This window comes from Kiloniellales bacterium, assembly GCA_030064845.1.
Classification (GTDB): domain Bacteria; phylum Pseudomonadota; class Alphaproteobacteria; order Kiloniellales; family JAKSDN01; genus JASJEC01.
In genome coordinates, this window is sequence record JASJEC010000053.1 from 21,735 (window position 1) to 43,089 (window position 21,355).

The window sequence follows — 21,355 nt, forward strand, 5'->3', positions numbered from 1 at the left end:
GCTCAGCTGTCCGTGTAAGTCCGGTGGTAACGCCGGCCGAGCGCCGTCAAGATCTCGTAGCCGATGGTGCCCGCCTCCTCTGCAAGGGCATCGACGCCATGGGTGTCGTCAAGCAGCGTGACCATAGCGCCGGGGCGGACAGCTTCCGAGGGCACCGCGGAGACGTCGAACACTACGAGATCCATGGAGACACGTCCGACCGCGGGAACCTTTATGCCGCCGATGAAGCCTGTTCCCCGGTTTGAAAGAGAGCGAAAGATACCGTCTGCGTAGCCCAACCCAACCGTCGCGAGACGGCTCGGGCCCGTCACGCGGTAGGTCGCACCATATCCAACGCTCTGTGGAGCGTCAACGTCGCGAACCTGCAGGATTCTAGCCTCCAGGTGCGCCACGGAGGCCATGGGATTCGGCCGGCCGGGGGTCGGATTAACCCCGTAGAGCGCGGCGCCGGGCCGGCCGAGATCGAAATGGTAGGCGGCCCCGAGGAAGATGCCGGAGGAATTGGCCAGGCTCGCCGGCAGGTCGGGCAGGCGCCGCCGGGCCGCGCGAAAGGCATCAAGCTGCGCCCGGTTGAGCGCGTGGCCGGCGTCCTCGGCGCAGGCCAGATGGCTCATCACGTAGCGGCAGTCGACGCCGTCGAGCAGCCCGTGATCGTCCGCGAGCGCGGCGAGCTCGTCCTCCGGCAGCCCGAGCCGGCTCATCCCGGTGTCGATATGGAGGGCGGCCGCCAAACGCCGCCCCTCTCGCCGCGCGAGCCCGCGCCAGCGCTCCAGGTCGCCGAGGCTGTTCAGGACCGGCGCCACGTCGTGCGCCAGGAGGTCGGCTTCGGTCCCCGGCATGGCGCCGGCCAAGAGGTAGATCTCGGCCTCGGGGCCGAGCGTCGCCCGCAGCGCGAGGGCCTCGTCCGGCAGGGCGACGAAGAAGTGCCGGGCGCCGGCGGCACGAAGCGCGGGCGCGACCCGCGCCATGCCCAGGCCGTAGGCGTCAGCCTTAACCGCCGCCGCGCAGGGCACGCCGCCGAGCTCCTGGACCAGCCTACGGTAGTTCGCCCGGATCGCCGCCAAGTCGATCCGCAACAGCGCCCCGGCCCGCGCGCCGGTGTCAGCCATGAACCTCGGGGAGATGGTCGCTCGGCTCGTAGTCGCTGAAGCGGGTGAACGCGCCGTCAAAATGAAGCACCGCGGTGCCGATCGGGCCGTGCCGCTGCTTGGCGACGATGATCTCGGCCAGGTTGGCCGCGTCGCGCGTACGCTGCTCGTAGCCGGCCCGTCGCTTGGTGAAAGCGTCGTCGGTCTCGTTCGCCCTCTGGGTCGGGCGCTCGCGCGCCAGATAGTACTCCTCGCGGTAGATGAAGAGCACGACGTCGGCGTCCTGCTCGATCGAGCCGGACTCCCGGAGGTCGGCCAGCTGCGGCCGCTTGTCGTCGCGCTGCTCGGTCTGACGGGAGAGCTGCGAGAGCGCGACCAGCGGCACGTCGAGCTCCTTGGCGATCGCCTTGAGGCCGCGGGTGATCTCCGAGACCTCCTGGACCCGGTTGTCGCTGCGGCTGCCCGCGGCACCCTGCATCAGCTGCAGATAGTCTACCACGATCAGGCTGAGCCCGTGCTGGCGCTTCAGCCGCCGGGCGCGCATACGCAGGGCCGGCACCGTGAGCGCCGGGGTATCGTCGATGAAGAGAGGAAGGCGGTAGAGTCCGTTGCTCACCTGGATCAGGCGATCGTACTCCTCGTTCTTCATCTGGCCCCGGCGGATCGAGTCGGAGCGGACCGCCGCCTGTTCGGCCAGAATCCGCGTGGCCAGCTGCTCCGTCGACATCTCGAGCGAGAAGAAGGCGACCACTTGGCGGCTTTCGATCAGATTGTCCTCGGCGTCGCGCTCGAGGCCGGCGGTCGCGGCCACGTTGTAGGCGATGTTGGTCGCCAGCGAGGTCTTGCCCATGGACGGGCGGGCCGCCACGATCACCAGATCGGAACTGTGCAGCCCGCCGAGCAGGCGGTCCATGTCGGCGAAGCCCGTCGCCACCCCGGCGACATGCCCCTCTCGCTTATGCGCCGCGTCGGCCAAGTGGATGGATTCGATCACCGCCGAGCGGAAGTCCCTGAGGCCGCCCTCGGTCTGGCCGTCCTCCGCCAGGCTGTAGAGCTTCTGCTCGGCCCGCTCGATCTGGTCGACCGCCGTCTCCTCCAGATCGTGGTCGAAGGCGTCGTTGACCACGTCCTCGCCGACGGCGATCAGCTGGCGGCGAAGGTGGAGATCGTGGATCGTCTGCCCATAGTCCCGAGCGTTGATGATCGAGATGTAGTTGCCCTGCAGCGCGCTCAGGTACTTCGCGCCGCCGACCTGCGCCAGAGCTTCGCTCTGCTCGAAGTAGTTCTTCAGGGTGATGGCGTTCGCGACCTGTCCGCGGTCGATCAGCGCGCCGCAGGCCTCGTAGATCTCGCCGTGGGTGCGCTCCGCGAAGTGCTCCGGGCGCAGGAAATCGGCGACCCGCTCGAAAGCCGCGTTATTGGCCAAGATCGCACCGAGCAGAGCCTGCTCGGCTTCGTAATTGACCGGCGGTTCGCGATTGTGGTCGGAAGTGGCGTTCGCCGTTGCCAGCGTCGCCCAAGTGCCAGCGCCTTGTGCGTCCATAGCCGACAACATTATGCACGCGATTCGCTTCGCGCCATAGAAGGAAAGCGGGGAAGCGTGTGGATCACGGGGACAAGACCGGCCACCGCGCTACTCGGCGGCCACGATCCGCTGCGCCGGCGTGCCCTGCTCCCACTGGTAGAGGTAGTCGCGGGTCAGCGGCACGCTATCCTTGGTCTTGGCCAGCTGGATCTGGAACACCATCAGGTCCTGGGTCCGGAACGCGATCTCGCAACCCTTGAGATAGAGCTCCCACATGCGGCAGAAGCGCTCGTCGTAGAGCGCCTTCACCTTGTCCCGATTGGCCATGAAGCGATCGTGCCAGAGACGCAGGGTCTCCGCGTAGTGCAGGCGGAGGATCTCGACGTCGGTGACGAGCAGCCGGTTCTGCTCGATTGCCGGCAGTACCTGGGAGAGGCTCGGCAGCTGCCCGCCGGGAAAGATGTACTTGGTGATGAAGCCGTTGACCGGGCCCGATTCGACGAAGCGGCCGATCGCGTGGATCACGCATACCCCGTCGTCGCGCAGCAATTCGCCAACCTTGCGGAAGAACTCCTTGTAGTGCCTCTGGCCGACATGCTCGAACATGCCGACCGAGATGATGCGGTCGAAGCGGCCCTCCTGCTCGCGGTAGTCCCGGTAGTGGAACCGCACCCGCTGGTCGAGGCCGGCGCTCTTGGCCCGTGCGCGGGCCCGGTTCAGCTGCTCCGTGCTCAGGGTCAGTCCGGTGACGTCGCAGTCGCCGACCTGCGCCAGGTAGAGCCCGAGCCCGCCCCAGCCGGACCCGATATCGAGGACGTGGAGCTTCGGCCGGTCGATCAGCAGCTTGGCCGCCAGGTGCCTGAGCTTGTCCCGCTGCGCCCGGTCCAGGTCGTTGTGCGGCTCGGTGAAGTAGGCGCAGGAGTACTGCCGTTCCTCGTCCAGGAAGAGGTCGTAGAGCTGGCCCGACAAGTCGTAGTGGTGCGCCACATTGCGTTTGGCCTTGGGGATCGGATTGTAGGGCCCCAGGCGGCGCCCGAAGGTGTGGATCGCGCGGCCGACCTTGAAGGTCCAGTGCTTCTCGAGGTGGGGCCAGTTCTGCAGGGAGAGGGCAAGAAAGTCTTCGAGGCTCCCTTCCTCGATGTCGAGCCGGCCGTCCATGTAGGCTTCGGCGAACCGCAGCGCCGGATTGATCGGAATCTTGTACTCGGTCGCGCGGTCAAGGATGCGGATCGTGCAGCGGGGCTCGTCTCCGTTTCCCAGGGTCCAAGTCTTTCCCGCGGCATCGATGAGGGTGAAGCTACCCTCCTTGATCAATAGCTCGAGCATCTTTCGCAGCAACATGGCCTAACCCCCAATGCTCGTTCCAAGGCGCCTGCCTTTTCCTTTCTTTCGCGCCTGTTCCGTTCCACCACCCGCCCGGCATACAAAGCGGCTCGGTCGGCAGAGGTAAATTGTCTCAATAACAGTAGGATAGCGGCAGCCTCGGCCTCCGTCCAGCGCGCGACAAGCAATGGATCGGTCCGGCGGAGCGGACGTTCCGCCGGCTGCAAGCGAGCTGGTCCCGCCCGCAGCCGAGCCGGCCGCCGCGGTTCCGGGGCGTGAAAAAGAAGGGGATAGAGAGACTCGCCGGGCCCTCACGCGGGCGGCGACACGGGACGCGCCGCGGCGCGCCCCGCCGTTCGGCCGCCTCAGGCCGGCTTCGCGGTGTCTTCGGCCGGCTCGTCCGCAGCTTCGTCCGACGCTTCGGCGATCTCGGCCTCCTCGACCTCGGCCTGCTCGACCTCGGCGATGACCGCTTCGACCGCGGCCTCCTCGGCCTCGCGCTGCTCCTCGGCGCTGACCATGTGACCGGTCTCGGCCTGACGTTCGGCTTCCGCGTCGGAGCGGGCCACGTTCGCGGTCACCTCGACGCCGACCTCGGGGTGCAGTCGAACCTTGACCTGGTGCAACCCGAGCACCTTGATCGCCCTGTCGAGAGCGACCTGCCCGCGCTCGATCGAGATACCGGCCTCGGTCACCGCGTCGGCGATGTCGCGCGCGGACACGGAGCCGTAGAGCTGCCCCGAATCGCCGGCCTGGCGGATCAGGACGACGCTCGTCCCGCCGAGCTTGGCGGCGACGGCTTCGGCGTCCTCGCGGCGTTTCAGGTTCTCGGCCTCGAGCTGCGCGCGCTGGGTCTCGAAGAACGCCATGTTCTCCTTGTTGGCGCGCAGCGCCTTGCGCTTGGGCAGCAGGAAGTTCCGTGCGTAGCCCGGCTTGACGGTGACCACGTCGCCCATCTGCCCGAGCTTCTCGATCCGTTCCAGAAGTATCACGTCCATGATGGTTCCTTCCGCCGACCCTAGTCCACGACGTAGGGCAGCAAGGCCAGGTAGCGGGCCCGCTTGATCGCCTGGGCCAGTTCACGCTGCTTCTTCGCCGAGACCGCGGTGATCCGGCTCGGCACGATCTTGCCGCGTTCCGAGACGAAACGGTTGAGCAGCTTAATGTCCTTGTAGTCGATCTTCGGCGCGTTCGGCCCGGAGAAGGGACAGCTCTTTCTGCGCCTGAAGAAGGGCCGCCGGACGGCGGCGCCCTTGCTAACGATCTGCACCGTCATTTGTCGTCTCCTTCACTCTTGGCCTGGGGCTTCTCCGAGGCTTCGGCCCCGCCGCGCCCGCCGGGCCGTCCGCGCCCCTCGTCGAAATCCCTGCCACGGCCGGGCGGCGGGCCGCGCCTCGGACCCCGGCCCCGGTCGTCCCGGCTGCCCTTGCTGCGCAGGATGATCGAGGGTTCCTCCTCGAGCTCGTCGACTCGGACGGTGAGGTAGCGGATCACGTCCTCGTTGATCCGCATGGTGCGCTCCATCTCCTGGACCGCCGCGGTCGGCGCATCGATGTTGAGCAGGACGTAGTGCCCCTTCCGGTTCTTCTTGATCCGGTAGGTCAGGCTGCGAAGGCCCCAGTATTCCTTCTTTTTGACTTCACCACCGTGCTCCTGGAGCAGGCTGGTGAACTGGTCGGCCAGGGTATCGACCTGGGCGGCGGACACGTCCTGGCGGGCAATGAAAACGTTCTCGTAAAGCGGCATCTCGCGCGCTCTCCTTTCGGGTTGACGGTCCGGAGCCTCTGCCAGCCTCTCGGGGCGGGCCTGTCGACGGCCGCCCGGACCAGAGCCGACCCGCCACGTCAGAGCCGCGCGGACCGGCAAGGAGCTATGTAAACGTCACGGCCTGGCCGCGACGGCGCCGGACTATACACGAAGCTTTAGGGCTTGCAAGCGCTCGCCGGCCGGTCCCTAGCCAACCCGGACCGGCCGAGCTTGACAGAGGAAGAACAGCCGCTATCTCTGACGCGATCAAGGATTCGAGGCGCGAAATGTGCCTCGGGAGCGGTGGGGGCAGACATCGATGGGCCGGGCTTTCGTCTTTCCTGGGCAGGGTTCCCAGGCCGTTGGGATGGGCGCCGCCCTGGCCGAGGCCTTCCAGCCGGCCCGGCACCTTTTCGAAGAGGTCGACGACGCCCTGGGCCAGAAGCTCTCCAGGCTCATGTTCGAGGGCCCCGAGGACGAGCTGACCCTGACCGAGAACGCCCAGCCCGCCCTGATGGCAGTGAGCTTGGCCGTGGTCCGCGTCCTGCAGCAGGAGGCGGGCCTGGACCTGGGCCGGGCCGCGATGTTCGTCGCCGGCCATTCGCTCGGCGAATACTCGGCGCTGGCCGCCGCGGGCACTCTGGAGCTGGGCGACACGGCGAGGCTCCTGCGCCGGCGCGGTCAGGCCATGCAGGCGGCCGTGCCTGTCGGCGAGGGGGCAATGGCGGCGCTGATCGGGCTCGACCTGGACGCGGCCCGGGCCATCGCCGAGGAGGCCCGCTCGGGCGCTCCGGGCGCCGGCGGCCGGGTGTGCGACCCGGCCAACGATAACGCGCCGGGCCAGGTCGTCATAAGCGGCCATAAAGAGGCGATCGAGCGGGCGGTCGAGCTGGCCCAGGAGCAAGGTGCGAAGCGCTGCGTTGTTCTGCCGGTATCGGCGCCGTTCCACTGCGCGCTCATGGCGCCGGCCGCGGAGGTCATGAACGAGGCGCTGGCCGAGACCGTCCTGCGCCCGCCCGCGGTGCCGCTGGTCGCCAACGTCACGGCCGAGCCGGTCGACAGTCCCGAGACGATTCGTCGGCTGCTGGTCGAGCAGGTAACCGGTCTGGTCCGCTGGCGCGAATCAGTGCTCGCCATGAAGCAGGCCGGCGTGGCCGAGCTGGTCGAGCTCGGCTCCGGAAAGGTGCTGACCGGTCTGGCCCGGCGCATCGACCGGGAGCTCACCGCGAGCGCCGTCGGCACGCCCGATGCGGTCGAGTCGCTGGCCGCCGCGCTCTGAGGCAGGCGGCGCGAGACAAGAGAGGATTTAAGTCCATGATGTTCGATCTTTCCGGCAAGGTCGCGCTCGTCACCGGGGCATCGGGCGGTATCGGCGGCGCCATCGCCCGCAGGCTGCACGCCTGCGGCGCGGCCGTCGCGCTCTCCGGGACGCGGGAGAACGCGCTCGCCGAACTGGCCGAGGAGCTGGGCGAACGCGTCGCCATCGAGCCCTGCGACCTGTCGGACGACGACGCCGTGGTCGGGCTGCCGGGCCAAGTGGAGAAGGACCTTGGCCAGCTGGACATCCTCGTGAACAACGCCGGCCTGACCCGCGACAACCTGGCCATGCGAATGAGCGACGAGGATTGGGACAAGGTGCTGAAAGTTAACCTGAGCGCCGGCTTCCGGCTCGCGCGAGCGAGCCTGCGCGGCATGATGAAACGCCGCTGGGGCCGCATCATCGCGATCACCTCCGTCGTCGGGACGACGGGCAACCCGGGACAGGCCAACTACGCCGCCTCCAAGGCGGGGACGACGGGCCTGGTGAAGGCGCTCGCACAAGAAGTCGCCTCGCGCGGCATTACGGCGAACTGCGTCGCGCCCGGATTCATCGAGACGGCCATGACCGACGCCCTCAGCGAAGCGCAGAAGGAGAAGATCCTGTCCGCGGTGCCGGCGGGCCGTCTCGGCTCGCCGGACGACGTGGCGGCCTGCACCGTTTTCCTGGCCAGCGAGGAAGCCGCCTACGTCACCGGCCAAACCCTGCACGTGAATGGCGGAATGGCGATGCTGTAGATCGCGGGCGGCGTTGCGCTCGCGGCGCTTTTCCGGCGCTGACAACTGTGATATGAGGCAAAAAACGCCCCGTGCGCAGCAAGAAATCACGGCGGCCGAAGCAAGGTCTTGTTAACAAGCTTAGACCTAGGTTACGAGAACCTTTCGCTCGCTAACGGGCTTTCAAGAAATCGAGGTTGGTGGACATGAGCAACGACATTTCCGATCGCGTCAAAAAGATCGTGGTCGAACATCTCGGCGTCGACGATGCAAAGGTCAACGACGGGGCAAGCTTCATCGATGATCTTGGCGCTGACAGCCTTGATACCGTCGAACTCGTCATGGCGTTCGAAGAGGAGTTCGGTTGCGAGATCCCGGACGACGCCGCCGAGAAGATCGTGACGGTCAAGGACGCCATCGACTTCATCTCCGAGCACGCCTGAACGCGAAAGCTTGAAGCAGGATCTCACGACCGGCATCCTGCGGTTGCTCTCCACGGAACATCAATCGTCAGCTTCCTATGAGACGAGTCGTCGTCACGGGACTTGGACTGGTCACGCCGCTTGGCACCGGCGTCCAGAACGTTTGGCATCGCCTGATCGAGGGCGCGTCGGGAATCGGCGGCATTCAGAACTTCGACGTTTCCGACTTGCCGGCCAAGATCGCCGGCCAAGTGCCGATCGGCGAAACGAAGAACGGCGGCTTCAACGCCGACGACTACCTTCAGCCTAAAGACCAGCGCAAGATCGACCGCTTCATCCTCTACGGCATCGCCGCCGGTCAGCAGGCGGTCGACGACTGCGGCTGGCTGCCGGAGGACGACGCCAGCCGCGAACGCGCGGGCGTTCTCGTCGGCTCCGGCATCGGCGGCCTCGAGACGATCTACGAAACCAGCTTGATCCTTAACGACAAGGGTCCGCGGCGGATCTCGCCTTTCTTCATCCCGGCGGCGCTGATCAACCTGGTATCGGGCCAGCTGTCGATCCGCTTCGGATTCAAGGGGCCGAACCACTCGGTGGTCACGGCCTGCTCGACCGGCGCCCACGCGATCGGCGACGCCGCGCGGCTGATCGCGTTGGACGACGCCGACGTGATGATCACCGGCGGCGCCGAAGCCGCGGTCTGCCGGCTCGGCGTCGCGGGCTTCGCGGCGGCGCGCGCCTTGTCGACCCACTTCAACGACACGCCGGAGCGCGCGTCGCGTCCCTGGGACCAGGATCGCGACGGCTTCGTCATGGGCGAAGGCGCCGGCGCCCTCGTGCTCGAGGAGTTGGAGCACGCCAAGCGCCGAGGCGCGCGGATCTATGCCGAGGTCGTCGGCTACGGCCTGTCGGGCGATGCCCACCACGTCACCGCGCCGGCGGAAGACGGCGACGGCGGCTTCCGTTCGATGCGCGCCGCCCTCAAGCGCGCCGGCATGAACCCGGAAGACATCGACTACATCAACGCGCACGGCACTTCGACGCCCCTGGGTGACGAGATCGAGCTGGGCGCGGTGAAGCGGCTGTTCGGCGAGCACTGCGCCACGCTGTCGATGTCATCGACCAAGTCGGCGGTCGGCCATCTGCTCGGGGCGGCAGGCGCGGTCGAAGCGATCTTCTCGATCCTCGCCATCAAGGAAGGGATCGTGCCGCCGACCTTGAACCTCGACACGCCCTCGGCGGGGTGCGACGGCATCGACTTGGTTCCGCATCGGGCCAAGGAACGCAAGGTGCGCGCGGCACTCTCCAATTCCTTCGGTTTCGGCGGCACGAACGCCTCTCTGGTGCTCGCCGCCCACAACTGAGCGAGGCAAGCGTGCAGCGCCGCGTCTACCTGATCGGCGTCTTCGCGGCGGTCGCCATCGTCTTCGGCGGCAGCCTGCTCTACGGCGCCCAGCGCTTCGACCGCAGCGGACCGCTCGGCACGGACAGGACGCTGGTGATCCCGCGCGGCGCCGGATTGAACGCCATATCGCGGCAACTCGCCAACGAAGGCATCATCGAGAGCGCCAAACTGTTCCAGCTCGGGGTTCGGATCCTCGGCTCGTCCCGCGACCTCAAGGCGGGCGAGTACGGCTTCCCCGCCGGCGTTTCCATGCGCCAAGCCTACGCCATCTTGAAGAGCGGGGAGACCGTGGACCGCTGGATCACGCTGGCGGAAGGCCTGACCAGCACCGAGGTCGTCGTCCTGCTGGCGGCCGCCGAGGGCCTCGTCGGCGAGGTCTCTGAGGTTCCGGCGGAAGGCACCCTCCTGCCGGAAACCTACCATTACTCCTTCGGCGACGACCGTACCGCCCTGGTCTCTCGCATGGAGGCGTCGCTCGAGGAGACCTTGGCCGAGCTCTGGCCGAACCGCGCCGAAGGCCTGCCCATCGATACGCCGGAAGAGGCCGTCATCCTGGCGTCGATCGTGGAGAAAGAGACCGGTGTCGCCGAAGAGCGGCCCCTCGTGGCCTCGGTCTTCGTGAACCGCCTCAGGCGCCGGATGCGTCTGCAGTCCGATCCCACCGTCGCCTACGGCATCACCCAGGGCGAGCGGGAGCTGGGCCGCCCCCTGACCTACCGCGACCTGGACACGCCGTCAGCCTACAATACCTATCTCAACCGCGGGCTGCCGCCGGGACCGATCGCCAACCCTGGGCGCGCCTCCCTGGAGGCGGTGCTGAATCCCGCCGAGAGTCCCTACCTCTACTTCGTCGCCGACGGCACCGGCGGACACGCCTTCTCGAAGACGCTGACCGAGCACAACCGAAACGTCGCCAAGTGGCGCAAGTTCCAGCGCGAACAGCGCAGGAAGCGAAGGTCGAAGAACTAGCGCGCCGCCGGGCCCCATCAGCTGCGTCTTTTCTTCGGCAGCTTTTTCAGGGCCGTGTCGGTCAGGCCCGGCGGCAGGGCCGCTAGCGCCCAGATTGCCGCCGCTAGGGGCCAGGGAAAGGTGATCCGCGCCTTGTTGCGGGCGACACCGCTTTTGATGATCTCCGCGGCCCGGTCGGTCTCCATCAGAAAGGGCATCTTGAACGAGTTGACCGCGGTCATGCGGCTCTTGACGAAGCCCGGACAGACCACGCTCACGCCAATCCCCTTGCGGGCAAGGTGGCCCCGCAGGGACTCGCCCCAGATCCTGACCGCCGCCTTCGAGGCGCAGTAGGCCGGCGCCCCGGGAAAACCCCGGAAGGACGCCAGGGAGGAAATGATCGCCACCTGGCCGCGCGCGCGCGGGCGCATGCAGGCGACGGCGGGCAGGACCGTGTTGATCACGCCGTCCAGGTTGACGGCGAAGATCCTCCGGGTCTGCGCGTCCTTCTCGTCGACGTCCCCGGTGCCCGCCGAGATTCCTGCGTTGGCCACGACCAGGTCCAAGCCCGCGCTGCGATCGACCTCGGCGATCCAGGCCGAGAGCGCTTCCTGATCGGTCACGTCGAGTGCGGCCGTGACGATCTCGGCGCCGCGGCCGCGACAGACCGCGGCGACCTGGGCCAGGCGTTCACGGTCGCGCCCGGTGAGCGCCAGGGTCACGCCGGGCCCAGCATAGGCGTGGGCGAGCGCCTCGCCGATCCCGCTGGACGCGCCGGTGATCAGGACAGTCTTGAAATCTCCCATGGGTCGGTGGGCTTCCCTCGTTCACTTGTTGGCCGGTGGACGCGCGTATATAAGGAGCGACCCTAGCACCCAGGCAACGCATTTCCGACCGATCACGCCGCGTCATGGCCAATCGACGAGCCGCAGACGAAAAGCCCGTTTCCAGCATGACCGGATTCGCCCGCCAGGAGGGCGGCGACGACCGCTTCAACTGGACCTGGGAGATCAAGAGCGTCAACGGGAAATCCCTGGACGTGAGGTTCCGCCTGCCGCCGGGCTATGATGCCCTGGAAGGCGGCGCGCGGGCCGCGGCCGCCCAGGCCTGCGCGCGCGGCAACCTGCAGGTCTCCCTGACAATGAAGGCGGCGGCGGCGGCCCAGAGCTATCGGATCAATCGCGAGCTGCTGGACCGGCTGTTGGCCCTGTCCGGCGAGCTCACCGCCGAGCGGGGCGGGACCGCCGCCGTGGCGCCGGCGAGCCTGGACGGCCTCTTGGCGGTGCGCGGCGTGGTCGAGGTCGCCGAGGAAGAAGACGAGCCCGACGCCAAGGCGGCCCGCGAGGCGGCGCTGGCGGCGGATCTCCAACACGCTCTCGCGGCGCTCGCCGAGGCGCGCCGCGCCGAGGGCGCGCGTCTTCATCAGGTCGTCTCGGGCCACCTGGCGAGCCTGCAGGCACTGGTCGACAAGGCGGCGGAATCTGCCGCGGCACAGCCCGACGCCCTGCGCGCCCGGCTGCGCGCCCAGGTCGAGGAACTGCTGGCGGCCTCCCCGGCCCTGCCAGAGGACCGCCTGGCCCAGGAAGCGGCGGTGCTCGCGACCAAAGCGGACGTCCGCGAGGAACTCGATCGGCTGACCGCGCACATCGAGGCGGCGCGGGAACTGCTGGCCGGCGGCGGGCCGGTTGGCCGCCGCCTCGACTTCCTGTGCCAGGAGCTCAACCGGGAGGCCAACACGCTCTGCGCCAAGGCGCCGGACGTCGACCTGAGGCGCATCGGCCTGGAGCTCAAGACCGTCGTCGATCAGCTCCGCGAGCAGATCCAGAACCTCGAATAGCGGGCCGGGACCAGGTGTCGATCGATCAAGGCCAACTGAAGCGCCGCGGGCTGATGCTGGTGCTCTCTTCGCCCTCCGGCGCCGGCAAGACCACGATCTCTCGCGCCTTGCTGGACCGCGACCCGAACCTGGAACTTTCCATATCGGCAACGACCCGGCCGAAGCGTCCGGGCGAGCAGGACGGCGTGGACTACGATTTCGTCACGGCGGAGCGCTTCGAGCAGATGGTGGCCGCCGGCGACTTTCTGGAGCACGCCCGCGTGTTCGATCACCGCTACGGGACGCCGCGGGCGGCGGTCGAAAAGGCCTTGGCGGAAGGACGGGACGTTCTGTTCGACATCGACTGGCAGGGGACCCAGCAGCTCTCGGAGAAGGCCCGCGAAGATTTGGTCCGCGTCTTCATTCTGCCGCCCTCCACGGAGGAGCTTCGACGCCGGCTCGAGACGCGCGCCAGAGATCCCCAGGTCGTCGTCCAGGGACGGATGGCACGCGCCTCGGACGAGATGAGCCATTGGGCGGAGTACGACTACGTCATCATCAACCGCTCCGTGGAAGAGAGCGTGGCCCAGGTGAGCGCGATCCTCGCGGCGGAACGGCTGCGCCGGGAGCGGGTGACCGGCCTGCACGACTTCGTCGAGGCGCTGCGCAGCGCGGGCTGAGGCCGGGCCGCCGCACCACGGTGGCTCAGGTTTCTTCGCAGCACCGCGCCAGGGCGCAGAACTGGGCGACATCGAGGTCTTCCGCCCGCTCGGTCTCGGCGATGCCGGTCGCCGCCAGGAGGCGCTTCGGGTCGCCGGTCAGCGTCTTCAGGCTCTGGCGCAGCATCTTGCGGCGCTGGCCGAAGGCCGACGCCGTGACCCGCTCGAGCCAATCGAGGGACGCCGGCGCGAGCGGCTGAGGCCTCGGCCGCAGCTGCACGACCGTCGAGCTAACCTTCGGCGGCGGGGTGAAGGCCCGGGCGGGAACGTCGAACAGGCGGACCACCTCGGTGAGCCACTGGGCGAGGACCGAGAGGCGGCCGTAGGCCTTTTCGCCCGGCGCCGCCGCGAGCCGCGCCGCGACTTCCTTCTGGAACATCAAGGTCAGGGACTCGTAGGCCTCGCTGTCCGCCGCCAGTTGCCGCAGCCATGCGACCAAGAGCGCCGTGGAGATGTTGTAGGGCAGGTTCGCCACGATGCGCCGCGGCGGTGCGCCGAGCGTCCGAAGACCGAGCGCGAGCGCATCGCCCTCGACCAGCTCTAGACGGCCTGGATAGGCCTCGGCCAGCGCCTGCAACGCGGCACAACAGCGCCGGTCCTTCTCGACCGCGACCACCCGGCCGGCGCCTTCGGCCAGCAGGGCGCGGGTCAGGCCGCCGGGACCCGGACCGATCTCGATCGTGGTTCCGCCGCCCAGGTCTCCGGCGGCGCGGGCAATGCGCCCGGTCAGGTTGAGGTCGAGCAGGAAGTGCTGGCCGAGCGGCTTGGCCGCCGACAGGCCGTGCAGGGCGATGACTTCGCGCAAAGGCGGCAAAGCGTCGGCACCGGATCTCCTGCGCGCGGTCATGGTGCCGAGGCGAGCCGCCGCCCGGCCGGGACAGGCGTCAAAGGCGCATGTCCACGTTTGCCGCGCGGCGCAGGTCCCGCAGATAGCGTCGGGAGAGCAGATCGAGCCGCTGGGCGACCAGGGATTCCCGGATCTTTTCCCGGTCGATGCCGTCGTTCTCGCGGTCGCAGACCAACAGCACGCTGATCCCGGACGGCAGCTTGACCGGGTCGCTGGGTTCTCCGATCTCCAGGCCGGTAATTGTGCGCCGCAACATGGGCGAGAGATCGGCGAGCTTGATCCGCCCGAGGTCGCCCGAGCCGGGCGATCCGTTCTCCTTGGCGAAGGCATCAAAGCCGATGCAGCCGTCGATTAGCGCAATGCTCTCCTCCGCCTTCAGTCGCGCCGCTTCCCATTCGTCCGCTCCGGCCCCACTGGGCACGCCGACGAGGAGCTGCTTGAGCTGCACGGTCGGGTTGCCCGTGGCGATACGGCGCAGGTCGCGCAGCAACAGGATGTAGTAGCCGCCGAAGGTCTGGACCGGCCCGACCAGCGTGCCGGGCCGCGCGCCGCTCAGGGCATTGCGGAACTCGTCCGGCAGCTGGCTTTCCTCCAGCCAGCCCAGGTCGCCGCCGACGGCCGCCGTCGCCGCGCGCGAGAACTGCTGCGCCAGGGCCCGAAAGTCTGCGCCGTTGCGGATTTCCTGAATCAGGCGCCTGGCGCCGCGTTCGACCTCGTTCTCCTGGTTGACCGAATCGACGCCCAGAAAGATCTCCGAGATCCGCAGTTCCATGCCGCCCTGGCTGGTCAGCAGGCGGTCGACCACCTCTTCGACCTCCTCGTCGCTGATGTCGACCGTCGGGCGCAGGCGACGTTGGATGACGCTCTGCCAGGTCAAGGTGGTGCGGACCTGGTCCGCCAGCGCCTGGGGCGCGACGTTGTTGCGCACGAGGTACTGCTGGAAGTCCGGGCCGCTCATCTTGTTCTGGTTCGCCAGACGGCGGATCGCCTCGCCCAACTGCTGCTCGGTGATGGCAATCTCGAGCCTCTGGGCCTCCTGCATTTTGAGCCGCTCGTCGACCAGGCCGCGCAGGACCTGCTGCTGCAGACGATCGTACTGGTTCTGCGGATCCGACAATCCCGCGGCCAGAACGGCGAGACGGGTCCGCATCACCAGGTCGAAGAGGGAAATGATCTCGTCGTTGACCACGGCGGCGGCCCGGTGGACCTCCTGTGCCGCCGCCCGCTCGACCGGCCCGTTGAACGATGCCGCGAGGGCGAGGGCGAACACGAAGGCGCTGACTCTGAAGCTTCTAATCATCGCGAAAAACCCGCAGCGATCTCCGATGCCGTGGCTGCCCGGTCATCTTGAAATATAGTGTGAAGCGGCCCCTGGAACAATGCGCCCGGCGCCGGCTATCGGGGCGCAGGGGTTAACCAAACCCCGGTGATTCCACAGATACTAGAGCGGCGAGAAGGATCCGAGGTTCTTGAACTCCACCCGGAAGAACACCGAGTCCTCGGAATCGATTTCCCGGTCATTGAAGAAGTTCCGTTCGCCCACGAGCTCGAAGGTGAAGCACTCGTTCTGGTAGACCAGACCAATCGACGCCCGCAGGTTCTCGTCTTGATCGAGGTCCCGGCGCAGGAAGAACGAGGTCGACAGTTCCTCGGTCAGCCGGCTGGAGATGTTGAACTTGATCTCCTCGCGCTTGTCGAAGATCTCGGTGTCGGTGCTGGCTTCTTCGTCGGTAAACAGGTAGCCGATCTGGAAGTTCAAGGCCGGCGGGCCAACGTTCATGTCGATTTCGTGGCGCCGGGCCGCGTAGTCGTCCTTGTCCAGGCGGAAGCGGTAGAGCAGGTCGAGTTCCGCGATCGGCTGGATCCTCACCCGACCGACGATATCTGAGAGGTTGTCCCGCACGCCCGACTGTTCGGTGAAGAGGTCTTCCTGCTCCCGCAGACGATAGCTCTGACCGACGAAGACCTCGGCGCCCCGGTCTTCCGGCGTCGTGCCCTCCCACAGGAAGCCATAGTCAATCCGCTGTCCCTCGTCGACACGGTCGCGTCCCGAAAATCGGTTGAGGCTGAAGAGGTTCGTATCGTCGAACTCGAAGTCGAGGCTGTCTTCGTTCGGGATCTCGGCCGGATTGCCGAAGTCCGGCCCGGCCACCACCTGGAACGAGGGCTGGATCAACTGATCCATGAACTCCGAATGCCTAACCATGGGCAGCCGCCAGCTCAGCGCGGCCTGGGGAAAGAAGCGGCCGGCCACTTCCGAATCGTCGACGCCGGGCGGATTGACGTCGTCGCTGCCAGGCTCGAAATCCTGAGTCCAATAGCCGTCGGTCTGCAGCCGCGCCGTGAAGGTGTAGGCGCCGCCTATCGGGTCGGTGAAGGGCATCTCGAACTCGCTGACGAGAGACGCCCGCCGCGTATCCCGGCCCTCGACCCGTGTCAGGATGGCGAGGTTCGGGTCCAGCCTGAGCACGCCATTGCCGAACAGGGGCTCGCTCTTGTAGCTGTAGTCGATCAAGGGGGCGACGATGGGCTCCTCCTCGTCAACGTCCTCCTCGCGCAGCCCCTGGAAGGCGATCGCCTCGATCTCGCCGTGGTCCCGACCGTCGAAGTACTCGGTGAAAACTCGGCTGGTCAGGAAACTGGCGTCGCTGAAGCCATAGAGCCGCAGGTAGGTGTCGTCGGTCGTCCGATTTAAGTCGAAACCCGAGCGCCAGGCCTCGTCGAGCTCGTAGAGGCCCTCGGCTTCGATGTGGCCGCGGAACTCGTTCCTCTTGGTCTCGCCGTTGTTGGCCTCGCGGTCGGCAATGGTGGCGCTACCGCGGAACTCGTGCCTGCCGAACTTGAAGAGCTGGCGGTACTCGCCCGCGGCCACGGCGCTCTGGTCGGTCGTGAAGATCGGCTCGAAGGTGATGTCCGCCGTATCCCCCAGTGTCCAGTAGTAAGGGATCTGGACGACGGTGCCCAACTGGCTCGAGCGACCCACGGTCGGGGCCAGGAAACCGCTCTTTCGGTCGACCGTCGGGTCGGGATGCTCGAAGTACGGCAGGTAGAGCACGGGCAGGCCACCCATCTCCAGCCAGGCATTGGAATAGCGGACCGTCTTGTCTTCCTCGTCGTGGATCACCTTGGTCGCTTTGAGCTGCCAGAACGGCGCTTCGTCCGGATTCTCCCGACACAAGTTGCAGGGGCTGTAAACGCCGTTGCGGACCACCGTCAAGTTGCCCCCGGTGCGCAGCGCGCTGGCCCCCGCGATGCGGTTCTGGTCCCTCAGCATGATGCCGATGTCGCGAATGAAGCCTTCGCGCAGGTCTCCGGTGAGTTCGGCGAACTCGGCGTAGATCACCTCGCCGTCGGGCTCGATCAGGACGACGTTGCCCGAGGCCGTCACAACATCGCTGCGCCGGTTGTAGGACACGGTGTCCGCCATGAGGACGCGATCGTCCTGGGAGATCTCGACTCTCCCGCGCGCGGTAACGATGGCCAGATCCTCGTCGTAGACGATCTCGTCGGCGCTGATCAGGCCGGCGTCGCGACCCGGCGCCGGAGGTATCGTCTCTACGCCGGTAGCGGCGGCCGGGCCGGCGCTCTGGGCGAGCGCGGACGCGGACAGAGCCGCGAAGACCAAGAGGCCCGCCGCCAGACCTCCGATCGAGTTACCCAACGCCCCCCGCATGATCCCGATTCAAGGAAACCCCTGATACCGCTTCACCGTGCTCGTCCCCCTCGCAGCGGCTCGTTCGGGCGACCCCCGCGCCCGGCGCCGTCGATCTTACCCGACATTGCGGCACCGCAAACGAAATTCCGCAGCCGCAAGAGGATGTGACGAGAGAGCGTGTCACGGCGCGGCGCCGGACCGCGCAGGCATTGACAGAGCAACGGTCGAGCGGATATCGCAGGGGCCCGGAGTCAGAAAGCCTCGGCCTCCGGCGCCGTGCAGATCGGATCCCACGGCTTTCGCGCGGCGCGGAAGCGATCTGCCTTCGCCGACCGGCCCGAATGACGGTCCGTACCATCGCGGCTTTCGTATATCCGCCCGAGTACACTCTGACGAGGACCGCGATGAAAATCTCTTTCGCTACCCCCGGCCTGCCCGAGGACGGTGCGCTGGCCGTGTTCGCCGCAAAGAACAGCAAGCTGCTCGGCGCCGCCGCCGAGCTCGACAAGACGACCAAAGGCGCTCTGACCCGGGCAATCAAGGCCAGCCGTTTCGAGGGCAAGCCCAAGCAGGTGCTCGAGGTGCTCGCGCCGCCGGGATTGAAGAACAGCCGCGTCGTCCTGCTCGGCCTGGGCGATCCGAAGGACTTGAAGCCGCTGGACAGCGAGGCGATCGGGGGCGGCCTGCTCGCCGTGCTCAATGCGAGCGGCGAGACCAAGGCCTCGGTGCTGTGCGACGCACTGGGCGACGCCGAGGCCGACGCGGCCCATGCCGCCGCGCTGGCGGCCGGCGCCTGGCTGCGCAGCTATCGCTTCGACCGCTACCGCACCAAGGAAAAGGCCGAGAAGAAGCCGAGCCTGACCAAGCTGGACATCCTGGTCGAGGACGTGAAAGCGGCCCGCAAACACCACGGGGTGGCCGCCAAGGTGGCCGGCGGCGTTTTCGTGACCCGGGACCTCGTGTCCGAACCGGCCAACATTATCTATCCCAAGACCCTGGCCGCCGAGGCCAAGAAGCTCGAAAAGCTGGGCGTCGAGGTCCAGGTGCTCGGAGTCAAGGAGATGACCAAGCTCGGCATGGGCGCCCTGCTGGGGGTCGGCCAGGGCTCGGACCGCGAGTCGCAACTGGTCACCATGCACTGGAAAGGCGCGGCGACCGGCAAGAACAAGCAGCCTTTCGCGATCGTCGGCAAGGGCGTGACCTTCGACACCGGCGGTATCTCGATCAAGCCGGCCGGCGGCATGGAAGACATGAAATGGGACATGGGCGGCGCCGGCGTGGTGATCGGCCTGATGCACGCGCTCGCCGCGCGCAAGGCCAAGGCCAACGTGATCGGCATCTGCGGGCTGGTCGAGAACATGCCTTCGGGCACGGCCCAGCGGCCCGGCGACATCGTCACCTCCATGTCCGGCCAGACCATCGAGGTCATCAACACCGACGCCGAGGGCCGGCTGGTGCTGGCCGACGCGCTCTGGTACGTCCAGGAGAACTTCAAGCCGCGCGGCATCATCGATCTCGCCACGCTGACCGGCGCGATCATCATCGCGCTCGGGCACGAGCACGCCGGCCTCTTCTCCAATGACGACGATCTCTCCGAACAGCTGCGCGCGGCCGGCCAGGCGACGGACGAGCCGGTCTGGCGCCTGCCGCTGGGCAAGGAATACGACAAGCAGATCGACAGCGACGCGGCCGACATGAAGAACGTCGGCAACCGCTCGGCCGGCTCGATCACGGCGGCCCAGTTCCTCCAGCGCTTCGTCAAGGAAGGCACGCCCTGGGCGCATCTGGACATCGCCGGCGTGACCTGGTCGAGCAAGGACAAGCCGACCGTGCCGAAAGGCGGGACAGGCTTCGGCGTGCGCCTGCTCGACCGCCTGGTCGCGGACAACCTGGAGAACTAGCCCCAGGCGCCATGATCGCCGAGCCGACGATTCGCCGGGCAGAGGCGGGCGACAGCCTCCGGGTCGCGGCGGCCGCCTCACATTTGCTCGGTGAGCTCGCAGGCGGAAGCGGCGGGAGCGACCGGGAACACCTGGCCGCCGTGACCCGCGATCTATTGGCGGACGGCACCGTTGCCGCGTGGCTCGCCCTCGACGCGGAGGAACGGCCGGTCGGGCTGATCACGGTCAACGAGTGCGCCGCGATCTACGCCGGCGGCCGCTTCGGCGAGATCTGCGAGCTCTACGTCGATCCCGCCTATCGCTCGTCCGGCCTCGGCCGGCGCCTGGTCGAAGCGGTCTGCGACTTCGCCCGTGAACGGAACTGGCCGCGGTTGGAGGTGGGCGCCCCCGGCCTGCCGCGCTGGCAGCGCACGGTCGACTTCTACCGCGGCTGCGGCTTCGTCGAGGTCGGGCCGCGCCTCAAGCTCGTGCTGGAGTAACCATGACCGACGTGCGCTTCTATCACCTGACCCGCAGCAGCCTGGAGGCGGCCTTGCCGCAGCTCCTGGAGAAGACGCTACAGCGCGAGGCCAGGGCGGTGGTCATAGCGGGTTCGGAGGAGCGGGTCGAGGCTCTCACGGTCCACCTCTGGGCCTACAACGACCGCAACTTCCTGCCCCACGGCTCGGCCAAGGACGGCTTCGCGGAAGACCAGCCGATCTGGCTCACAGCGAAGGACGAGAACCCCAACGGCGCCCGTTTCCTCTTCCTGACCGATGGGGCGACCAGCGGGCGGCTTGCCGACTATGAGATCTGCGCAAACCTCTTCGACGGCCGCGACGAGGCCGCCGTGGCCAAGGCCCGGGAGCAGTGGAAGGCCTGCAAGGACGCCGGACACACGGTCACTTATTGGCAACAGGACGAGTCCGGCCGCTGGTCGCAGAAGGCGTGAGTTCGGTCTAGGAGCGAGATTCCGCGAAAGCGGAAAGATCTTACCTACGCGCGTGCAGCTTCCTGGCCCTGCCGCGCACCAGTCCGAGCGAGGCCTCGCGGTAAAGGATATAGAGTCCGCTCGCCATGACGATGGCGACGCCGATCCAGATGTTGTTCCCCGGCACCTCGCCCCAGATGAAGAAGCCGAGCACCACGGCCCAGAGCATGGCGGTGTACTCGAAGGGCATGATCACCGAGACGTCGGCGAGCGACACGGCGCGAGTGAAGGTGATCTGCGCCATGCCGCCGATCAGGCCGAGCGCGACCAGCAGCGCCCAGTCCCAGGGCTCCGGCGTCACCCAGGAAAAGGGCAGCGCGGCCCCGGACACGAGAGTGCAGGCCAGGGTGAAGTAGAAGACGATCGAGGCGCTGGTCTCGGTCCGGCTCAGCTTGCGCACGAAGACCATGGCGAGCGCGTAGAACACAACGCCGCCCAGGGGCACGAGGGCGACGGTCTGGAACACGCCGGCGCCCGGCTGAATCATGATCAGCACGCCGAGGAAACCGACCAGGACGGCGGACCAGCGGCGCAGGCCGACCCGCTCGCCCAGCAGCGGCACCGAAAGCGCCGTCACGAAGACCGGCGCGGCGAAGGTGATGGCGATCACGTCCGCCAGAGGCATATGGGCGAAGGCGTAGAAGAAGGCCCAGAGCGCCAGGACGCCGACCACGGCGCGCAGCAAGTGGCCCTGCCTGTCGTTCATGCGCAGGGCCTGGGAAACGCCGTCGCGGAACATGAGGAAGCCGAGCGGGATGAAGGCGAAGAGGCTGCGGAAGAAGACCAGCTGCACCGTCGGGTAGCTCTCGCCCAGCCACTTCACCAGGGCGTCCATGATCGAGAACAGGCCGACCCCCAGGATCATCAGGGCGATCGCCCGGCCGCGGCGGGCCGCCTCCCGGTCCGGTGTCGGTGTGGCGAGGGGTTCGGATGCGCTCTGCGAGGCGGCGGACATG

General features: G+C 67.6%; 21 protein-coding genes. 10 read left to right on the forward strand and 11 right to left on the reverse strand.

Annotated features, from left to right (window positions below):
• Positions 1 to 2: 2 nt before the first annotated feature.
• The 6 genes from alr to rpsF all read right to left on the reverse strand — a co-directional run bounded on the left by alr (position 3) and on the right by rpsF (position 5,682).
• Positions 3 to 1,109 carry an alanine racemase gene (alr, locus tag QNJ67_16815; protein ID MDJ0610639.1) on the reverse strand — a complete coding sequence of 369 codons (1,107 nt, stop codon included), beginning with the start codon at positions 1,107 to 1,109 and terminating at the stop codon, positions 3 to 5.
• Complete coding sequence (locus QNJ67_16820) at positions 1,102 to 2,631, reverse strand: replicative DNA helicase (protein MDJ0610640.1); 1,530 nt, start codon at positions 2,629 to 2,631, stop codon at positions 1,102 to 1,104. Before QNJ67_16820 ends, alr begins: the two co-directional genes overlap by 8 nt.
• Before the next feature lie 90 nt (positions 2,632 to 2,721).
• A complete protein-coding gene (locus QNJ67_16825) occupies positions 2,722 to 3,954 on the reverse strand; it encodes a cyclopropane-fatty-acyl-phospholipid synthase family protein (protein ID MDJ0610641.1) in 1,233 nt (410 codons plus the stop codon).
• Positions 3,955 to 4,301: 347 nt separating this feature from the next.
• Positions 4,302 to 4,934 carry a 50S ribosomal protein L9 gene (rplI, locus tag QNJ67_16830; protein ID MDJ0610642.1) on the reverse strand — a complete coding sequence of 211 codons (633 nt, stop codon included), beginning with the start codon at positions 4,932 to 4,934 and terminating at the stop codon, positions 4,302 to 4,304.
• A gap of 20 nt (positions 4,935 to 4,954) precedes the next feature.
• Positions 4,955 to 5,212 carry a 30S ribosomal protein S18 gene (gene rpsR / locus QNJ67_16835; GenBank protein MDJ0610643.1) on the reverse strand — a complete coding sequence of 86 codons (258 nt, stop codon included), beginning with the start codon at positions 5,210 to 5,212 and terminating at the stop codon, positions 4,955 to 4,957.
• Positions 5,209 to 5,682, reverse strand: coding sequence for a 30S ribosomal protein S6 (rpsF, locus tag QNJ67_16840; protein MDJ0610644.1), 474 nt, complete (start codon positions 5,680 to 5,682; stop codon positions 5,209 to 5,211). Before rpsF ends, rpsR begins: the two co-directional genes overlap by 4 nt.
• A gap of 319 nt (positions 5,683 to 6,001) precedes the next feature.
• Here rpsF and fabD point away from each other — a divergent pair, with 319 nt between their 5' ends.
• The 5 genes from fabD (at position 6,002) to mltG (ending at position 10,512) form a co-directional block, all read left to right on the forward strand.
• Positions 6,002 to 6,961 (forward strand): ACP S-malonyltransferase, encoded by a 960-nt coding sequence (gene fabD / locus QNJ67_16845; protein ID MDJ0610645.1) that lies wholly within the window; start codon positions 6,002 to 6,004, stop codon positions 6,959 to 6,961.
• Between the two features lie 38 nt (positions 6,962 to 6,999).
• Positions 7,000 to 7,737, forward strand: coding sequence for a 3-oxoacyl-[acyl-carrier-protein] reductase (fabG, locus tag QNJ67_16850; protein ID MDJ0610646.1), 738 nt, complete (start codon positions 7,000 to 7,002; stop codon positions 7,735 to 7,737).
• Between the two features lie 185 nt (positions 7,738 to 7,922).
• Entirely contained in the window at positions 7,923 to 8,159 is a 237-nt protein-coding gene (locus QNJ67_16855; protein ID MDJ0610647.1) for an acyl carrier protein, read from the forward strand.
• 77 nt (positions 8,160 to 8,236) lie between these two features.
• The gene (fabF, locus tag QNJ67_16860; protein ID MDJ0610648.1) at positions 8,237 to 9,502 is read left to right on the forward strand and encodes a beta-ketoacyl-ACP synthase II; all 1,266 of its coding nucleotides are present in this window, start codon (positions 8,237 to 8,239) and stop codon (positions 9,500 to 9,502) included.
• An 11-nt stretch (positions 9,503 to 9,513) separates the two neighbouring features.
• Positions 9,514 to 10,512 carry an endolytic transglycosylase MltG gene (gene mltG / locus QNJ67_16865; protein MDJ0610649.1) on the forward strand — a complete coding sequence of 333 codons (999 nt, stop codon included), beginning with the start codon at positions 9,514 to 9,516 and terminating at the stop codon, positions 10,510 to 10,512.
• A 17-nt stretch (positions 10,513 to 10,529) separates the two neighbouring features.
• Here mltG and QNJ67_16870 read toward each other — a convergent pair whose 3' ends face one another.
• Entirely contained in the window at positions 10,530 to 11,297 is a 768-nt protein-coding gene (locus tag QNJ67_16870; protein ID MDJ0610650.1) for an SDR family NAD(P)-dependent oxidoreductase, read from the reverse strand.
• Positions 11,298 to 11,443: 146 nt separating this feature from the next.
• Here QNJ67_16870 and QNJ67_16875 point away from each other — a divergent pair, with 146 nt between their 5' ends.
• Positions 11,444 to 12,328 (forward strand): YicC/YloC family endoribonuclease, encoded by an 885-nt coding sequence (locus tag QNJ67_16875; GenBank protein ID MDJ0610651.1) that lies wholly within the window; start codon positions 11,444 to 11,446, stop codon positions 12,326 to 12,328.
• 53 nt (positions 12,329 to 12,381) lie between these two features.
• The gene (gene gmk, locus QNJ67_16880) at positions 12,382 to 12,987 is read left to right on the forward strand and encodes a guanylate kinase (GenBank protein ID MDJ0610652.1); all 606 of its coding nucleotides are present in this window, start codon (positions 12,382 to 12,384) and stop codon (positions 12,985 to 12,987) included.
• Positions 12,988 to 13,012: 25 nt separating this feature from the next.
• Here the strand turns inward: gmk and rsmA are convergent, their stop codons facing one another.
• The 3 genes from rsmA to lptD all read right to left on the reverse strand — a co-directional run bounded on the left by rsmA (position 13,013) and on the right by lptD (position 17,546).
• On the reverse strand, positions 13,013 to 13,873 hold the full coding sequence (gene rsmA, locus QNJ67_16885; GenBank protein ID MDJ0610653.1) for a 16S rRNA (adenine(1518)-N(6)/adenine(1519)-N(6))-dimethyltransferase RsmA: 861 nt from the start codon (positions 13,871 to 13,873) through the stop codon (positions 13,013 to 13,015).
• Between the two features lie 37 nt (positions 13,874 to 13,910).
• Positions 13,911 to 15,173: a peptidylprolyl isomerase gene (locus tag QNJ67_16890; protein ID MDJ0610654.1), complete on the reverse strand. Its 1,263-nt coding sequence runs from the start codon at positions 15,171 to 15,173 to the stop codon at positions 13,911 to 13,913.
• A gap of 141 nt (positions 15,174 to 15,314) precedes the next feature.
• Positions 15,315 to 17,546 (reverse strand): LPS assembly protein LptD, encoded by a 2,232-nt coding sequence (lptD, locus tag QNJ67_16895; GenBank protein ID MDJ0610655.1) that lies wholly within the window; start codon positions 17,544 to 17,546, stop codon positions 15,315 to 15,317.
• Positions 17,547 to 17,932: 386 nt separating this feature from the next.
• On the opposite strand from lptD, the gene QNJ67_16900 reads away from it, so the two are divergent.
• From QNJ67_16900 to QNJ67_16910, 3 genes are read left to right on the forward strand one after another with little or no spacing between them, the layout of a single operon-like run.
• Positions 17,933 to 19,429, forward strand: coding sequence for a leucyl aminopeptidase (locus QNJ67_16900; GenBank protein MDJ0610656.1), 1,497 nt, complete (start codon positions 17,933 to 17,935; stop codon positions 19,427 to 19,429).
• Between the two features lie 11 nt (positions 19,430 to 19,440).
• Positions 19,441 to 19,908 carry a GNAT family N-acetyltransferase gene (locus QNJ67_16905; GenBank protein MDJ0610657.1) on the forward strand — a complete coding sequence of 156 codons (468 nt, stop codon included), beginning with the start codon at positions 19,441 to 19,443 and terminating at the stop codon, positions 19,906 to 19,908.
• Positions 19,909 to 19,910: 2 nt separating this feature from the next.
• On the forward strand, positions 19,911 to 20,360 hold the full coding sequence (locus QNJ67_16910) for a DNA polymerase III subunit chi (protein ID MDJ0610658.1): 450 nt from the start codon (positions 19,911 to 19,913) through the stop codon (positions 20,358 to 20,360).
• Positions 20,361 to 20,400: 40 nt separating this feature from the next.
• On the opposite strand, the gene QNJ67_16915 is transcribed toward QNJ67_16910, so the two are convergent.
• On the reverse strand, positions 20,401 to 21,354 hold the full coding sequence (locus QNJ67_16915; protein ID MDJ0610659.1) for a DMT family transporter: 954 nt from the start codon (positions 21,352 to 21,354) through the stop codon (positions 20,401 to 20,403).
• Between the last annotated feature and the right edge of the window lies 1 nt (position 21,355).

Coding starts and splice junctions, on each gene's coding strand:
- alr (MDJ0610639.1), bottom strand. CDS start 1,109: ATGGCTGACACCGGCGCGCGGGCCGGGGCGCTGTTGCGGATCGACTTG.
- QNJ67_16820 (MDJ0610640.1), bottom strand. CDS start 2,631: ATGGACGCACAAGGCGCTGGCACTTGGGCGACGCTGGCAACGGCGAAC.
- QNJ67_16825 (MDJ0610641.1), bottom strand. CDS start 3,954: ATGTTGCTGCGAAAGATGCTCGAGCTATTGATCAAGGAGGGTAGCTTC.
- rplI (MDJ0610642.1), bottom strand. CDS start 4,934: ATGGACGTGATACTTCTGGAACGGATCGAGAAGCTCGGGCAGATGGGC.
- rpsR (MDJ0610643.1), bottom strand. CDS start 5,212: ATGACGGTGCAGATCGTTAGCAAGGGCGCCGCCGTCCGGCGGCCCTTC.
- rpsF (MDJ0610644.1), bottom strand. CDS start 5,682: ATGCCGCTTTACGAGAACGTTTTCATTGCCCGCCAGGACGTGTCCGCC.
- fabD (MDJ0610645.1), top strand. CDS start 6,002: ATGGGCCGGGCTTTCGTCTTTCCTGGGCAGGGTTCCCAGGCCGTTGGG.
- fabG (MDJ0610646.1), top strand. CDS start 7,000: ATGTTCGATCTTTCCGGCAAGGTCGCGCTCGTCACCGGGGCATCGGGC.
- QNJ67_16855 (MDJ0610647.1), top strand. CDS start 7,923: ATGAGCAACGACATTTCCGATCGCGTCAAAAAGATCGTGGTCGAACAT.
- fabF (MDJ0610648.1), top strand. CDS start 8,237: ATGAGACGAGTCGTCGTCACGGGACTTGGACTGGTCACGCCGCTTGGC.
- QNJ67_16870 (MDJ0610650.1), bottom strand. CDS start 11,297: ATGGGAGATTTCAAGACTGTCCTGATCACCGGCGCGTCCAGCGGGATC.
- QNJ67_16875 (MDJ0610651.1), top strand. CDS start 11,444: ATGACCGGATTCGCCCGCCAGGAGGGCGGCGACGACCGCTTCAACTGG.
- gmk (MDJ0610652.1), top strand. CDS start 12,382: ATGCTGGTGCTCTCTTCGCCCTCCGGCGCCGGCAAGACCACGATCTCT.
- rsmA (MDJ0610653.1), bottom strand. CDS start 13,873: ATGACCGCGCGCAGGAGATCCGGTGCCGACGCTTTGCCGCCTTTGCGC.
- QNJ67_16890 (MDJ0610654.1), bottom strand. CDS start 15,173: ATGATTAGAAGCTTCAGAGTCAGCGCCTTCGTGTTCGCCCTCGCCCTC.
- lptD (MDJ0610655.1), bottom strand. CDS start 17,546: ATGCGGGGGGCGTTGGGTAACTCGATCGGAGGTCTGGCGGCGGGCCTC.
- QNJ67_16900 (MDJ0610656.1), top strand. CDS start 17,933: ATGAAAATCTCTTTCGCTACCCCCGGCCTGCCCGAGGACGGTGCGCTG.
- QNJ67_16905 (MDJ0610657.1), top strand. CDS start 19,441: ATGATCGCCGAGCCGACGATTCGCCGGGCAGAGGCGGGCGACAGCCTC.
- QNJ67_16910 (MDJ0610658.1), top strand. CDS start 19,911: ATGACCGACGTGCGCTTCTATCACCTGACCCGCAGCAGCCTGGAGGCG.
- QNJ67_16915 (MDJ0610659.1), bottom strand. CDS start 21,354: ATGTCCGCCGCCTCGCAGAGCGCATCCGAACCCCTCGCCACACCGACA.